General features: G+C 32.9%; 9 protein-coding genes. 1 reads left to right on the forward strand and 8 read right to left on the reverse strand.

From position 1 onward, the window contains the following. Positions 1-169: 169 nt before the first annotated feature. The 8 genes from ACVC5O_RS14590 to ACVC5O_RS14625 form a co-directional block, all read right to left on the reverse strand. A complete protein-coding gene (locus ACVC5O_RS14590; protein WP_452222219.1) occupies positions 170-1,591 on the reverse strand; it encodes an alpha-amylase family glycosyl hydrolase in 1,422 nt (473 codons plus the stop codon). A gap of 7 nt (positions 1,592-1,598) precedes the next feature. Continuing rightward, on the reverse strand, positions 1,599-3,275 hold the full coding sequence (locus ACVC5O_RS14595) for an alpha-amylase family glycosyl hydrolase (protein WP_452222220.1): 1,677 nt from the start codon (positions 3,273-3,275) through the stop codon (positions 1,599-1,601). A gap of 49 nt (positions 3,276-3,324) precedes the next feature. After that, entirely contained in the window at positions 3,325-6,804 is a 3,480-nt protein-coding gene (locus tag ACVC5O_RS14600; RefSeq protein WP_452222221.1) for a TIM-barrel domain-containing protein, read from the reverse strand. Positions 6,805-6,846: 42 nt separating this feature from the next. Next, on the reverse strand, positions 6,847-8,769 hold the full coding sequence (locus ACVC5O_RS14605) for a glycoside hydrolase family 13 protein (protein ID WP_452222222.1): 1,923 nt from the start codon (positions 8,767-8,769) through the stop codon (positions 6,847-6,849). 49 nt (positions 8,770-8,818) lie between these two features. After that, on the reverse strand, positions 8,819-11,128 hold the full coding sequence (locus ACVC5O_RS14610; protein WP_452222223.1) for a glycoside hydrolase family 65 protein: 2,310 nt from the start codon (positions 11,126-11,128) through the stop codon (positions 8,819-8,821). 121 nt (positions 11,129-11,249) lie between these two features. Next, positions 11,250-11,906 (reverse strand): beta-phosphoglucomutase, encoded by a 657-nt coding sequence (gene pgmB, locus ACVC5O_RS14615; protein ID WP_452222224.1) that lies wholly within the window; start codon positions 11,904-11,906, stop codon positions 11,250-11,252. 2 nt (positions 11,907-11,908) lie between these two features. Further along, positions 11,909-13,282, reverse strand: a complete 1,374-nt coding sequence (locus ACVC5O_RS14620; RefSeq protein ID WP_452222225.1) for an MFS transporter — start codon at positions 13,280-13,282, stop codon at positions 11,909-11,911. Between the two features lie 131 nt (positions 13,283-13,413). Next, positions 13,414-14,454 (reverse strand): LacI family DNA-binding transcriptional regulator, encoded by a 1,041-nt coding sequence (locus ACVC5O_RS14625; RefSeq protein ID WP_452222226.1) that lies wholly within the window; start codon positions 14,452-14,454, stop codon positions 13,414-13,416. A gap of 230 nt (positions 14,455-14,684) precedes the next feature. Here ACVC5O_RS14625 and ACVC5O_RS14630 point away from each other — a divergent pair, with 230 nt between their 5' ends. Next, positions 14,685-17,594 carry a SusC/RagA family TonB-linked outer membrane protein gene (locus ACVC5O_RS14630; RefSeq protein WP_452222227.1) on the forward strand — a complete coding sequence of 970 codons (2,910 nt, stop codon included), beginning with the start codon at positions 14,685-14,687 and terminating at the stop codon, positions 17,592-17,594. The last annotated feature ends 12 nt before the right edge of the window (positions 17,595-17,606 follow it).

Here is a 17,606-nt window from a genome sequence, read left to right on the forward strand (position 1 = left end):
TTTAAGTTACGCAAAAATACGCATTATAACGATTAGTCGTAAAGAATTTAATATGTTGACATGGTATAAATTTTATTTTTATAAAATAAAAACCACAGTCAAATATTATATAAACAAAAAAAATCGGAGTAAACTCCGATTTTTTGTATTAGTTTTTAGTAAAATACAGTTATTGTTTTACTAAAACCAGGTATTGATTGGCTATTAAATCAATTGTATTATCGTTAAGATTTATAGATTTATTAGTCAAATAATCTATATAAGATCCTTTGTAATCAATCTTAGCTTTAAGATCTTTATTAGTGACGTTTGCAATAAAAAGAATTTCGTTATCGCCTTTGGTTCTAGAAAACGCAATAACTTCTTTATCACTAGGTATTGTGTTAAATTTAGCAGCATCTTTTCCTCCGTGTAGAGCAGTATTTGTTTGCTTAAGGGTTGCTAACTTCTCCAATAATTTCCATGTTTTTCCTTTAGTATGCGGAAAGCTATCTTTTTCAAAAAACAATAATCTGTGGTCCAAATCATACTCTTGACCAGAATAAATTAGTGGCATTCCTGGTGTTAAATAGCTTAATACTGTCATTGCTTCTCCATTGTTTCCCATGCGTTCTTTGATGGTTCCATTCCATGAATTTTCATCGTGGTTAGTTACAAAATTCATCAGGATATCATCTGCTTCATAACGCTCTGCATCTGTTGTCATCATTTCTGTCCATGCTGTTGCGTCTTTTTCGCCTTTTGCTATTGCATTCATCGCATGATGTCTATCCCAACCATAAGCCATATCAAATAATCCATCTTTTAATAATTCTGGTTCCCAAGCTTCAGCTAACATAAAAATATCTTTTTGAGCGCGTAATTTAGGGATGGCTTGCTGCCAAAAATCTGTTGGTACAGAACCTGCTACATCGCATCTAAATCCGTCAACACCTTCTTTTGTAATCCAATAGCTCATATCTTCAATCATTTCTTTACGCATGTCTTGGTTGTCGTAATTTAAATCGGCAACATCAGTCCAATCGGTACCTTCAGGATGCACGACTTCAACTTTATCATTTTGTGTATAGTATTCTGGATTAGTTTTTAACCACTCATGATCCCAACCTGTGTGATTAGGAACCCAATCTAAAATGACATAAATTCCATAATCGTGAGCTGTTTTTACTAAGCTTCTAAAATCGTCTATAGTTCCAAACTCTGGATTAATTTTAGTAAAATCGGACACTGCATAATAACTGCCTAAATATTTAGCTTGTTCGTCTTCTGGAAAATCGGTTGCAAACTTACTATCTGCACCACCTGTTGCTTTACGTTTAGTTTCAGAAATAGGAAATATTGGCATTAACCAAATGACTTTTACACCTAATTGTTTTAACTGCGGAATGTCTTTAGTGAATTGCTCAAACGTCCCTTCAGGTGAATATTGACGTATGTTAGCTTCATAAATAATAGCAGTTTCTAAATCTGAATCTGATATTGGTTGAAGCTTTTGTTTTTCTTCTGAAACTGCTTTTGTTTCTGTATGTTTCTGCTCATCTTTACAAGCAAATGCTACTATTAATAAGGCTAATACAATTACTTTTTTCATGTGTTTGTTATTTTAATTCTTCTAATAAAATGATGTTTTGGTCTGATATAATATTGATAGTTCCATTTTTAACTTCAAAATGTTCTCCTGAATAAAAATCTCTTACTTTTTGTCCTTCTTTAAAAACTGAGGACACATTTATGATTTGTGTTTCTTTTGGGAAATCTATAGCTACTATAACTTGATCTTTAAAATCACCATTGGTATATACTCTACTAAATATGTAAGGTGATTCGCTAATCATTACATGTTGTCCTGCTCCAATTGCTGGATGATTACGCCTAAATTGCCCTAGTTTTTGCCAATGGATAAGCAAATCTTGGTGTTGTGACAGCTCATCCCAATTCATAAAACTACGTAAGGTGGCATCACCAACTGTACCTTCAATAGTTAAGTCTCTTGCAGTTTCGTCACCATAATAGATTTGAGATGCTCCAGGTGATAGTAACAATCTGGTTGCAGTTTCAAATGTTTTTTCTCTGTTTTTATCAAACGGTTGACCGTCGTCATGCGATGTTAAATAGTTTAAAACGCCATACCCTTTTAAGTCACTATTTAATATCGTATTATACCGATTAAACTGTTCTTCATAGGATTGTTGTTGTGCATTCCATTTCATTTCAAAATTGATTAAGCTATTAAATGCTTTATCAAAATAATTGACTTTTTTATCTCCAAAATCGAATGCTTTTCCAGCTGAAATTCCGTAATTATAAACTTCTCCTGTTAAATAAAACCCATTATCATCTAAAATCTTATTTGGGTTTTGCTGCTTAAATTCTGCGAAAGCATTATCACAAACCTCTCTAAATTCTTGCCAAACAAATTCCTCAGTATGCTTTACTGTATCCACTCTATAACCATCAATTCCAAAATCTGTAATATAATCACTTAACCACTTCATGATATAAAAACGAGGTGCACGTGGATAGCCTGTTTTTTTGAAAAATGCGTCTAATTCTGCAACTTCTTGCTCATAACGCCCTTCGTCTTTCCATTTTTGCACTAATTGAGGTGGTAATTCTACTGCATCATTACTTTCGGTTTTAATATCTGGTAAGTTTTTTACCAATGTACAAGTGACTGTATTATCGTAATTATCGTAAGTACATTGTGGTTCTGTTCTTACCCAATCACTTGGCCACACAGGATCTTGTTCTGTTACAGGACCAGTATGATTTATAACCGCATCCAGCAAAATACGGATACCTTTTTGATGTGCTGCTTCTACTAAGTTTTTTAAATCGTCTTTAGTACCTAAATTAGCATCAATATTAGTCCAATCTTTGGTCCAATAGCCATGAAAACCATAAGTCAATCCAGTTCCTTCATCTGTTCCTCCATTTATTTGCTCTACAATTGGTGACATCCAAATGGCGTTAACACCTAGATTGGTAAAGTAACCCTCTTCAATTTTTTGTGTCACACCTTTTAAATCGCCTCCTTCAAAACCACGTAACACTGCTGTTTTTTTAGTCCTACCATAATTAACATCGTTAGTTTTATCACCATTATTAAAACGATCGGTCAACAGAAAATATAGGTTTGCTGCTTCCCAAACAAAAGGCGTTTGTGCTTCTTCTTTTTGTTGATGTTCTGCCAAATCTTGACTCGTCTTTTTGTCTGATTTACAAGAGAAAAGTACGATTATTAAAAGTGTTATTATTGGTTTTAAATTTTTCATATTTCTATATTTAATGTGGATTCCTGCTTTTGCGGGAATGACAAAATCACTAATATTTTATTTGTGCTTCAACGTCTTTTGAAGTTTTCCACTTGACTTGAAAAGTCAGTGTTTTATCAACTTCATTATAGTTAAATTCTATTTTTTTTCTATTGAATTTTATGCGTTTTGGTGACTTTGGAAAATTGTGAATTATCACATCTATTGTTTTTGTATTGTTTAAAGAGTACATAAATCCTAGTTCAGCTTCAAACTCTATATTTAAACGCTTTTTGCAAGATTCAGCTTCAAACTCTAAGATTTCATATTGTCCTTTTCTATATGCACTTCTCAATAAACCATCATCATTGTATAGTGTGCGTTCACTTTCTGTAACAGTTTCATCAAAATAGTAATGTAAATCAAAAGTGTTTCCATCATATTCTGTAGTACTTTGCATCGGTTTTGCAGTAGTAATAAATGCACCTCCACGCACGTAAGTTGGAATGTGATTTTCTTCTGTTTTTACTGAAAGACTTTGCCCACCTTCAACCTTTGTATCTGTATAAAAATTAAACCAATTGTTGTTCTCTGGAAAATAAACCTCAGCTTCTGTTTGGTTAGCATTGACTACAGGAGTCACTAAAAAGTCATTTCCCCAAAGGTAAGTTGATGCTATCGTTTGTAATTGTTTATTGTCTGACTCTTCAAAAAATAATGGTCGCATTAAAGGAGCTCCTGTTTGGTTATTTTCGAACACCAAATTGTAGTTGTAAGGTAGTAATTGGTAGCGCAACTGGATTGCTTGCTTTGCTAACGCTTTCGCTTTATCACTTCTATATACAGGTTCTGCAGGCACATCTTCTTGTGCGTGTGGTCTGTAAATAGGTTGAAACACTCCATACTGTAACCAACGAGCATACAACTCATCATCTAGATTATTCCCTGCAAATCCACCTAAATCGCTATGCATATACGCCAAACCTTGTAGTCCCATTTGAAGCGCAATTTCTGGTTGAGATTGTAATCCGCCCCAAGTTCTGTTAACGTCTCCAGACCAAGGAATCATCCCAAAACGTTGTGAGCCAGAACTTCCTGCACGCATTAAAATAAATGGTCGTGTATTTGGAAAGTTTTTAGCATACATCTCCTGAACCAATTCTGCCCAATGGTGACCATAAATATTATGGACTTCGTCTGCTGTTCCTGTAGTGTGAAGCAGCCCTTTAGGATGCACTTCTGGCTCTCCTAAATCGCCCCAAACACCTGACACACCTAAGTCTGCTAAGTCTTTATAAATATTCTGAAACCATTGTTTTCCTTTTGGGTTGAAAATATCTATCAATCCTGTGTTACCAAAATAGAAATCGAAAGTATATGGATTCCCTATAGAATCTTTTGCTAAAACATCTTCTTTAACAGCTTCGTCCCAACGCTTAGAAGTGGTTAACACAAAAGGTTCTGTTACTAAAACTGTTTTCACATTTTGGTCTTTTAACCCTTTAATCATTTGTTTTGGATTAGGGAACGAATCTCTGTAAAATTCTAAATTTCCCATAGTGCCTTGAATGGTTTTTCCGAACCAGAAAATATCAATGATTATAGCATCTAACGGAATGTTTTCGTCTCTAAATTTTTGAGCAGTTCTTTCCACTTCTTGTTGCGAATGGTAACCAAAACGGCTTGAAAAATTACCTAAAGCCCAACGTGGTGGCATAGGTTGTCTGCCTGTTAATTTTGTGTGATTTTTTGTGAGGTCTAACCAAGAATCACCAACCACTATTTGATAGGTTTTTTTACCAGAAATGGTTTCGTACGTGATGGTGTTATCTGCTTTGGAATCTAAATCCAAAAAGCCGATTGGTGCATTATCAAAATGAATGAGGTACTTGTTAGAGGACACCACTATTGGCATAGTGTAATTCATTAACTCGCTTCGCTCTTCGTAACCATAATGTGCTTTGTTGTATAGCTCTAAACGATTACCTCGTCGGTTCATACCTAACGCTCTGGCTCCTCCACCATATAAGATTTCCTCTGGTTTTAAGTTGAAACTAATGGTTTCAAAATCGTCTGTTTTTTGATAGCCATTTTTTATTGAAGTAATTTGTTTACCATCTCTCCAATAGGACATATGAAAAGGCGACTTGGTGATTTTTATTGTTAATTTTTCAGATTGAAAACGAATCTCTGAAGTTGTTTCATTAAATTTTACATTAGAAAATGCTTTATCTAAAACTACAGCATGTGATTTTTTATCAAATGTTTCACCTGTTGGTAAAAATGTGGTTTCGATAATTTCAGGATTGTAAAAATGGATAGAATAACTTCCATCAGAGACCTGAATTTTTAATTGATTATTTTTAAATTCAGCAGAAACAAATTCTCTTTTTTCTATTGCATCTTCAAACAACCACGTAATGGCTTCTTCAAAATTATTTCGCCATAATTCCTCGTTATGTTTTCCCTCTGGAACAACTTTAGATTGTATGTTTTCTTCAGGAAAACCATTGTTTACTAATAAAGACGTTATGGTATTCATGTCTATAACAGTCTGACTAATTTCATTAAATCCTGCATTTTCGCCTTCTTTTCCACCTGCTAAAAAGTACATTTTGGTGTTTTGAAGGTTAGCATGTTGTTTAGTAAATGCTTTAACTTCTGGAGCAAACCAAAAGGCTGGAGAATATACACCTACTTTACCAAAAACTTCTGGGTATTTTAAAGCGGCATAATGCGAAATTAATCCGCCCATAGAGCTTCCAAAAATAGCTGTATTGCTTTTATCTTTTTTGGTGTTATAATTAGTGTCGATGTATAGTTTTAGTGTATTAACAATAAAATCGACATAGGCTTCACCTTCGCCTCCACCATATTTAGCATTGGTCCAAGGTGAATACTCATCTAAACGTTTAGATTCGCCATTATCTATACCAACAACAATAAGCTTTAGGTTGTCTTTAAATAGCTTGTCTAAGGTTTCATCCACATTCCACTCGCCATAACCAGAGGTTCTTGTATCAAACACATTTTGTCCATCGTGCATGTACACCACAGGATAATCCTGCTTTGAGGTGTTGTAATCTGGTGGTAAATAGATCCAAACACGACGTTTTCTGTTTAATTGAGGAATATGAAATTCTTCAGAAAGAATGATTACATTTTTTGAAGCTGTAGAGACTTCTTCATTTTCAAACAAATGACTCCAACCTGCTATATTTACTTTTAATGTGTCGTTTGGTTTTTCAAACTTGTAAATACGATTATCTATAGCTTCGCCTGTATTTGTACTTTCTGAAGTATCCCAACTACCTAAAGTAAACTTAAATAAAATGCGTTGTTCTGTTTTTGGAAGCGTAATTTGATATTGACCATCTACTTGTTGTAATTGGTAGTCTTTATGTCCACCAGACCAACCTTCAAAATCACCAGAAATAAATAGAGATGCGTCTTTTGGTGTGTCTTCAGGTAGCTTTTCCACGATGATGGTAACTTGTGCAACTGTTACTTGGAATAGTAAAAAAGATAGTATGTATATGATGTTTTTCATTTTACAATTTAAAAGATTCTTCACTTCGTTCTGAATGACAAACTAATTAGCTTTTGTGGTTAAAATTAGGCTTCCTCTTTCTTTTAATTGGATGTCATCTTGCCAAACAAAAGTTTCTCCTGTGATGATGTTTTTTAATGTTTTTCCGTTTAAACCGACTTCTTCATAGCGTTTTAAATCGATAGTAATTGGTTCATCATTTTTATTAATAATATGTACAACGGTTTCGCCTTCAATACTTCTAAACAAGAAATACGTTCCTAAAAATGGTGCAAAATGGATGGTTTTACCATTATGAATGGCAGCGCTTGTTTTTCTATAATTCAGTACTTTTTTAAGATACTTTTGCATGTTTTTCTGGTCGTCTGTTAAGCCTTCACCTGTAAATGCATTAATGGTATCACCTTGCCAACCTCCAGGAAAATCGGTACGTATTAATCCATGGTCACCTGGTTTTTTAAAGTCATTCATTAAGATTTCTGTACCATAATAAAGTTGTGGTGTTCTTGGTAACGTTAATAAATAACTTAGTGCCATTTTTGTATTTGGAATATCGCCTTTTAATTGTGTAAAAATGCGACTCATGTCATGATTATCTGGAAAAATCATGATGTCTTTTGGTGAGGTATATGCAAAGTCGTTTGCCAAACCTTCGTACATTTTAACTAACCCAGTGTCCCATTTTTCTTGTTCATTTAAAGCGTCAACGATATGTCTTTGCATTGCAAAATCCATGGTTGATTTTAAATTGGATTTGTAACCATCTTTGTTTTTGTTTCCATCTTGCCAATAGGCAATAAGCAATGGGTTATAACTCCATTCTTCGCCAACGATATTAAAATTAGAATATTCGTTCATGATTGCTCCAGCCCAATTAGCCATAAAGGTTTTATCAGGATATGGATAAGTATCTTGTCTTATTCCGCTTAAATTTAGCGTTTCAATCCACCAAATGCTATTTTGGATACTATAGTTAGCCATAAACGGATTACGCTGATTTAAATCTGGCATTGTACTAACAAACCAACCTTCTGCCATTTCTTTTTTATCACGCTTAGCAGCATACAAATCTTGATTACTTGTACGTCTATGATTGGAATTGTTTAATGGTTTATTATTTTCAAAATTGTCTTGTTGGTTTACCCAATCTTTAAATGGTAAATCTTGCATCCACCAATGCTCACTTCCGCAATGGTTAGCCACCTGGTCCATAATTAATCCAATGCCTTTTTCTTTAGCTTTAGTAGATAACTCTACATAGTCTTCTAAAGTTCCAAAACGAGGATCGACTTGATAAAAATCGGTCATGGCATAGCCATGATAGGACGATTCTGGCATGTCGTTAATTAATAATGGACTAGACCATATTTGGGTAAAACCCATCTCTTGGATGTAATCTAAATGTTGAATGATTCCCTTGATGTCTCCTCCATGTCTGCCATAATCATCTTGTCTGTTAATCGTTTTTTCGTTTAAATTCTCATCGATATCATTGGATGTGTCTCCATTTGCAAAACGATCTGGAGTAATCAAATAAATGACGTCACTGCTATCAAAACCTTGAAAATCTGTTGCGTCTCTTTCTCTATCTTTTAACTCATATGTATGGGTTAGCTGCTTCCCATCTTTAAATTTGAAGTTGATATTAAATTGACCTGCTTTAGTGTTTTCGGTAGTTGCTAAATCTATAAACAAATAATTGGGACTATCAGCTTTATGTACTTTTTCAATTGAAACACCTTGGTAATTGATACTTGGTTCTGCGTCAGAAATATTAGGATGCTTAATCAATAATTGAAACTGATTGTTTTTAAAGCCAATCCACCAATTGGGTGGTTCTACTCTTTCGATATCGTTTTTAATTATGGTTACAGCTTCTGAACTAAGCTTTATTTCTTCATTATTATTGCAGGACAAATTTATAACAACAACTATTAAAATTATTATGTGTTTTAGTGCTTTCATATAATATTGTAAATACCTACAAGGTTTTGAAAACCTTGCAGGAGTATTTCTATGGTACTTTTACCAAATCATTTGGTGAAACTAAAATTAAGTTATTATTTACCATAATATTTAAATCTGTGCTACCTTCCAGTTCAAAAGTAGTTTCGGACTGTGATACATTAACTTTTAAAATTTGATCTCTAAAATTTACTTTAAAGGAGTAGGTTTCCCATTGTTTAGGGATACGAGGTTCAAAATTTAGCATATCATTTTTAATACGCATACCTCCAAACCCTTCCACAATACTCATCCATGTTCCAGCCATACTAGTAATGTGTAAACCTTCTTCAACCTCTTTATTATAGTCGTCTAAATCTAAACGAGAGGTGCGTAAATAAAAGGTATAAGCTTGATCCATTTGATCTAACTTAGCTGCCTGAATACTATGCACGCAAGGTGATAATGAACTTTCATGCACTGTAAATGGTTCATAAAAATCAAAATGGCGTTTTAATGCTTCAGTTGAAAATTGATCCTCAAAGAAATAAAATCCTTGTAATACATCAGCTTGCTTGATGTAAGGCGAACGTAAAATGCGGTCCCAACTCCATTTTTGATTAATTGGTCTGTCCTCTTTCGGTAAATCTGCAACAGTAATTAATTCTTTATCTAAAAAGCCATCTTGTTGTAAATACACTTGGTGTTTTTCAGAATACGGAAAGTACATACTGTCTGCTACTTTTTTCCAAGCTTCTAATTCATTATCTGTGATTTTAGTTTTACCTTCAATACGTAAATAGTCGTCATGATGACCTTCTTTTACTTTTTGAATATTCTCTAACGCATAATCGATACACCATTTTGCCAAATAGTTAGTGTACCAGTTATTATTAATATTGTTTTCGTATTCGTTTGGTCCTGTTACACCTAATATAACGTACTGGTTTTTATCTGTTGAAAACGTAGCACGTTGCTGCCAGAATCTAGCAATAGCAATTAAGACTTCTAGTCCCATTTCCGGAATATAAGTATAATCACCTGTGTAACGATAGTAGTTAAAAATAGCGAATGCGATAGCTCCATTTCTATGAATTTCTTCAAAAGTAATTTCCCATTCGTTGTGGCATTCTTCACCATTCATGGTTACCATTGGATATAATGCTGCTCCATTTGAAAAGCCTAATTTTTCGGCATTTTCAATAGCTTTTTCTAAGTGATTATATCTGTATTTTAGTAAGTTTCTAGCGACTTGTTGGTCTTTGGTTGCCATATAAAATGGGATGCAATAGGCTTCGGTATCCCAATAAGTACTTCCTCCATATTTTTCGCCTGTAAAACCTTTTGGCCCAATATTTAAGGTTGAATCTTTTCCTAAATAGGTTTGATTTAATTGAAAAATATTAAAACGAATCCCTTGTTGTGCCTTAACGTCACCATCAATTGTAATGTCTGACATTTCCCAAATTTTAGACCAAGCCTCTTTTTGATTATCTAAAAGTGCATTAAAGCCCATTTTTGTAACCGCCTTCAAAGTTCTTTTAGCTGCAGAAACTAGCTCTTTTTTATCATGATTTCTATCGACTGTATAACCTCCAAATTTATTGATAGTGTAGGTTTCTCCTTTTTTTACAGGATACTCATAACTAAATGAAGCTAAACTTGCATCTGCATTTATATTAGGTTCTATCAATACTGATTTATCATTGATAAAAACTTTAGACTCCATGAACGTACAGGTATAAAAATCTGTCTTCATCGTTTTTGCCTGGATGAACGCTTGGTGATTTTCGTGACTGACATTTAATGTATCCCAAAATTTATCGTCCCAATTGGTGTCTTCATTAGTAATTCCGCTATCTAAATACGGTTGAAACATGATTTTGGCATCACTATTAATTGGAGTAATATCAAATTTAATAGCTCCAACCTCATCATATTCTAAACTTAAAAATCGTTTAGTTGATACTTTTACTTGAACATTATTTTGTAGCGTAGCTGTAAATGTTCTAGCTAACCAACCTTCTTTCATGTTTAGTTCTCTTCTAAAGTCAGATACCTCAACACAAGTGTTTAAATCTAATTGTTCGCCATTAATTACAACATTAATACCTATCCAATTTGGTGCATTTAATACTTTAGCAAAATACTCAGGATAACCATTTTTCCACCAACCTACTCTAGTTTTATCTGGATAATAAACACCTGCAATGTAGCTTCCTTGAAAGGTTGGTCCAGAATAATGCTCTTCAAAATTAGCACGTTGTCCCATTGCACCATTTCCGATGCTAAATAAACTCTCAGAAGATTTTACGCGATCTGCGTCAAAACCTTCTTCAATTATAGACCAATTGTCTGGTTGTATATAATCTTGATTCATTGTATTATTAAGATATTAGAACATAGATGCTAGATCGCTTCGTTTTTAGACTGACTCTTGCTCTTTAATTATTTGTTTTATAATGAAATACACTTCGACTGCGCTCAGTGTGACATTCAATTTATTTGTTTATTAATTCATTTATGAAGCTGTTATCAATTTCAGTAAAATCTGAAAAAATATAATCGGCTTCATGTAATACGTTTTTCTCTCCAATTCCTATAGAAATCATATTTGCTGTATTTGCAGCTTTAACGCCTGCAACCGAATCTTCAAACACAATACAATTTTCTGGTTTCATCTTTAAGTGCTGTGCAGCAATTAAAAACACTTCTGGATCTGGTTTTGCTTTGCTAACATCGTTACCATCTACAATCGCATCAAATTTTGAAAGTAAGCTGACTTTCTCTAAAATTGGTCGTGCATTTTTACTTGCAGATCCTAATGATATTGGTTGTTTTTGTTCAATTAAATAATTTAATATTTTTGGGACATCTGGCAAGATTTCGTTGACATCCATTTTTGCTATGAAGCTTAAATATTCTTCATTTTTCTTGCCCATTAATGACGCAAACAAATCCTCTGAAATGGTTTTGTTTCCCCATTTTAATATTTTTTCTAATGATTTTACTCGGCTAATACCTTTTAGTTGTTCGTTTTGCTCGTGTGTAAAATCAATATCAATACTTCTAGCAAGGTTTTTCCAAGCTAAAAAATGATATTTTGCAGTGTCAACAATAACACCATCTAAATCGAATATGAATCCTTTTTTTTTCATCTTTATACTTCTTCTGCTTGATAAGTGATTGCGTTTTTATTTGTAATTAAAAGGTTACAAAGTCCAGCTATAATTAAACTTATTCCAGCAATTGTCATGGCATGTATGGCTTCTTCACCTAATAATCCTGAAATAAAGTTTATACCACCAAGTGCTGCAATTATTTGCGGAATAACAATAAACATATTGAAAATTCCCATAATTACTCCCATTTTTTTAGGATCTACTGAGCTTGATAACATTGCGTATGGCATGGAAAGGATACTTCCCCAAGCAAAACCTATTAATATGAAGCAATATTTTAATTGTTCTGGTGAAGAATAACTCATTAATAAAAATCCTAAACCTCCTAAAATAAGAGAGAATAGATGTACTAACTTCCTGTTTATTCGTCTTTTAGAAGTATATAACACTAAAAGAAGTGCAAATGCCATAGAAGACAACCCATAAACTCCCATTGCAGAACCGACTAAATTTGAAGATTTTTGAAATGCTGTATTTGCAGTATCAAAAGCAGTTTTTTGTACAGTATCTGCCATATCGAAAGCGGCTTCTACAGGAGCTGGAGTATTAAATACATGTTCTGTAAGTGCTGGATTTGCCATACTCCACATGGTAAAAAATGCAAACCACGAAAAGAATTGGATCACTCCTAACTTCTTCATTGTAAGTGGCATATTTCCTATATTGTTTAATATATCTGGTATAAAGTTATTTTTTTTTGCTTTTTCGCGTTTAAATTCTTCCATGTCTTCAGGAGGATATTCTGTAGTTGTAAAAACAGTATAAAGAATACTAACTAAAAACACAAAAGCACCTATAGCAAATGCGACTTTTACAGTATCTGTTACTACACCTGAATCTGCAGAATCACTAACTCCAAATTGAGAGACTATCCAAGGTAAATTACTGGCAACCCAAGTCCCAATACCAATAATTAGTGTTTGTACAACAAACCCATAAGAGCGTTGAGAATTAGGTAATTTATCTGCGACTAAAGCTCTAAAAGGCTCCATAGAAATATTAATTGAGGCGTCTAAAACCCATAAGAAACCTGCTGCTACCCAAAGTGCTGGAGAATAAGGCACAAAAAATAACGCTAAAGAGCTTAAAATAGCACCAATTAAAAAGTAAGGGCGTCGTCTTCCCCATTTTACACTCCAAGTACGATCACTCATATAGCCAATTATTGGCTGAACAAGTAAACCAGTTAAAGGTGCTGCAATCCAAAGTAAAGGGATTTCATCTTTACTAGCTCCTAATGTTTGAAAAATTCGAGACATGAAGCCTCCTTGTAAAGCAAATCCAAATTGAATTCCTAAAAAACCGAAACTCATGTTCCAAATTTCCCAAAAACCAAGCGTGCGTTTTTTCATAATAGTATGTATTAGTTATTATACTATTTGATAAGCGAAAAAACCTATCAAAACTTAATGGTGAGAAGTAAAAATATAAGTTTTGATTGCCGTAAAGATATAAAAGTTTTTAAATAGCCAATGTTAATTTTCTATTTTGTTGAAGCACGTTCTACAAGTTCTGTCTCTATTATTACTGTTTCGAACACATCTTCCTCGTCCTCTCTCTCGAGATTATTAATTAACAACTCTGCTGCTTTTTCGCCAATTTTCTGACCATGTTGGCTAACAGTTGTTAATGAAGGTACAGCGTGTTTAGATAGCACACCATCTGTAAAACCTATAATTTGAATGTCGTTAGGGATTTTTAAATTAAGTTTCCTTGCTACTTTCATCGCAGTGATAGCGTAGAGTTCGTTAACAGCAAAAACACCATCAAGGGATTTATTAATTTTAAATAAATTCTCAATTTCTTTTTCTAAAGAATCCAAATGATCTTCGGATAACAATTCATCATCTACTTTTAATATTAAGCTTGCTTTAGGACTAATTTTATGTTCTTCTAGTGCTTGGAGATAGCCTTGTGTTCTCAATTTTCCAACACTTACATAATCTTTAGTGGTTATTATAGCTACTTTTTTACAGCCAGTATTTATAAGCTTAATCACTGCTTTTTTTGCACCTTCTAAATCATCTACTATAACTTTATCACATTTAATATCGTTAATTACTCTATCAAACATTACAATTGGCATTCCTTGATTTATGGTTTCTGTAAAATGATGATAATCTTGTTGTTGTAAAGTTTCTTTAGCAATGGATAATATAAAACCGTCAATGCTTCCGTTAGCTAACATTTCCATATTTATGACTTCTTTAGAAAACGACTCATTAGACAAGCCTACAATTACGTTATAACCTCTTTTATTTGCAACTGCTTCAATACCACTAATGACCTTAGAAAAAAAATGATGAACAATTTCAGGAATTATAATACCTATAGTTTTTGTTTTTCTGTTTTTGAGACTAAGTGCAATATTATTGGGTCTGTAGTTATATAGTTTAGCAAAAGCTTGTACTTTTTGTCGCGTATCTTCACTTATTTCTATGCTATTTCTTAATGCTTTAGAGACAGTAGAAATAGAGACGTCTAATTCTCTTGCTATTTGTTTTAAAGTGATTTTTCGCTTCATTTATATAATTATTTCACCTTTTAAAGGTAGAGATATTTTAAAATTATTGCTAATTTTTATTTATTTTGAATTAAAAACACTAATAATCTAAAAAGTTGTCAACACGAAAACGTTTTCGCTACGAATTACATAATGTATAATAATAATTTAACATGAAATTTATATAATTTTATATCGAGAAGTGAAAATATAATTTTCAAAAAAAAATTAAATTAACTTAATCGTATTCTATGAAAACAATTTTTAAAGGTTTAATATTTGCCTTATTGTTATTTCCAACACTTATTACTGCTCAAAACACGCTTAGTGGTGTTGTTACAGAAGAATCGTCATCTCTTCCTATTCCAGGAGTGAATGTTGTTGTAAAAAACTCCAACAATGGTACAGCTACAGATTTTGATGGTAAATTTCAAATAAATGTAAATTCGGGTGATGTTATTGTATTCTCTTATGTAGGATATATTACTAATGAAATAACATATACTGGCCAATCTACTTTAAATGTAAGCTTAGCGGAGGACGCTGCACAATTAGACGAAGTAGTAATTATTGGTTATGGTAGTGTTAAAAAGGAGGATTTAACTGGTACTACAGATTTATTAACAAGCGAAGATTTTAATAAAGGACCTATAGTTTCTGCTCAATCGTTAATTAGCGGTAAAGTTGCAGGTGTTAATGTTACATCTGGAAGTGGAGCTCCTGGAGATGGCCAGAGTATTAATATTCGTGGAGCAGGATCACTATCCTTAACTACTCAACCTTTATATGTTGTAGATGGAATACCTTTAGATAATGGAGGTGTTGGTGGATCAAGAAATCCATTAAACTTTATAAATCCAAACGATATTGAAACATTTGTGGTTTTAAAAGACGCATCATCAACAGCCATATATGGTTCTAGAGCAGCTAATGGTGTGATTTTAATTACAACTAAAAAAGGAAAAAATAAAGAATTTAAATTTAATGTTAGTTCTCAAGCCACAGTTTATAATCCAATTGATGAAGTTGATGTGTTATCTGCAAATCAATTTAGAGATTTAATTAATACAATTGGAACTCCAGATCAAATTGCTTTATTAGGCAATGCAGATACAAATTGGCAAGAAAAAATTTATACAACTGCTTTTGGTCAAGACCATAATTTTAGCGCATTAGGTAGTGCATTTGGTGTGCCAATGAGAGCCTCCTTAGGATATTCTGAACATGGAGGAATATTAGATGGCGACAATTTACAACGTACTACAGGATCTGTGAGCTTTACACCAAGCCTTTTAGAAAACCATTTAAAAGTAGAGTTAAATGCTAGAGCTATGTATACTGAAAATACATTTGCAGACAGAGGCGCAATTGGTAGTGCTGTTGGGTTTGATCCTACACAATCTGTTTTTGATTCTAACTCTCAATACGCAGGATATTTTGCATGGTTGGATGCAGGAACAGGAAACCAAAACAACTTAGCGCCAACAAATCCTGTGGCTTTATTAGATTTAATCAATGATACTGCGGAAGTAAGACGTTTGGTAACAAATGTAAAATTAAACTATAATATCCATGGATTTGAAGACCTAACTGCTACTGTTAACTTAGGCCTTGATACCTCTAATAGTCATGGTAGAAAAGTAACTTCAGAATTTATACCAACATCAGACGCTACTTTTAATGGCTCTAAAACAAGTTATGTTCAAAATTCAGATAATAAAGTATTTGATGCTTATTTAACTTACAAAAAAACATTAAACGATACACATAATTTAACTGTTGCTGCAGGACATGCTTACCAATCTTTTGAGTTTGATAATTTTAGTAATGATAGTGAAGCCGAAGAAGATGGAAATCAATTTGAATTTATTGATAAATCTAAAAGTGTATTGCTATCCTATTTTGGTAGATTAAATTATGACTTTAATAGTAAGTACTACTTAACTGCTACAGTTAGAGCAGATGCTTCCTCCAAATTAAATCCTGACGACCGTTGGGGAATCTTCCCTTCTCTAGCTGCAGCATGGAATATTCATAAAGAAGGTTTTATGGAAGACTCCTTTTTTAACGAATTAAAATTACGTGTAGGATATGGTGAAGTTGGAAATGTAAATGGCTTAGGAGATTATCAATTTTTAACAAGATATCAAGGTAGTACAGACACAGCTAATTACCAATTTGGTAGTGGCTTTTTCCAAACATACAGACCAGAACCAATAAACAAAGATTTACGCTGGGAAATTGGAAAAACATTTAACTTAGGTTTAGATTATGCATTTTTAAACAGACGTATTTCTGGTTCTATAAATGCCTATGTAAAAGAAACTAACGACTTAATTGCAAGTTCTCTTGTTGATCCTTTTACAAACTTTGGTAATAGAGTTGATGCAAATATTGGTAATATGAAAAATAAAGGTTTGGAGTTTAACTTAAACTTAATACCTTTTAAAACAGATGATTTTGAGTGGTCAATAAATTATAACGTATCTTTTAATGATAATGAAATTACAAAATTATCTGTAGATCAACCTCAAGGAGGGATTTCAACTGGTGTTGGTAATAACGTACAAGTTCATAGAGAGGGAGAGTCTGCTAATAGTTTTAATGTATTCCAACAAGTTTATGACGAGTCAGGAGTCCCTTTAGAAGGTGTGTTTGTTGACCGAAATGGAGACAATATAATTAATGATGAAGATAAATATATAAAAGAAGATCCTTTTGGTGATGTTTTAATGGGTTTAAATACTAATGTAAGCTATAAAAACTGGGATTTCTCTTTACAGTCTAGAGCAAGTTTAGGAAACTATATGTATAATGATGTTGAAGCAAACAGAGGAGTATTAGCAAATGCCACTAACAATAGCATTTTAACAAATATTCATTCAGACTATTACAATAGTGGGTTTACAATTATAAGTGATAAAACGGCTTTAAGTGATCATTTTGTTCAAGAAGCATCATTTTTTAAGATAGATAATATTACAATTGGTTACACATTAGACAAATTAAAAAACACAACGTTTAGGTTTTACGGATCTTTACAAAACGTTTTAATAATAACAGATTACAGTGGTTTAGATCCAGAAATTAATTTAGGAATAGATAATAATTTTTATCCAAGACCTAGATCTTTCGTTATGGGTGTAAACGTTGATTTCTAATTAAAAAAAATG

The sequence above is a fragment of the Lacinutrix salivirga genome, from assembly GCF_053604675.1.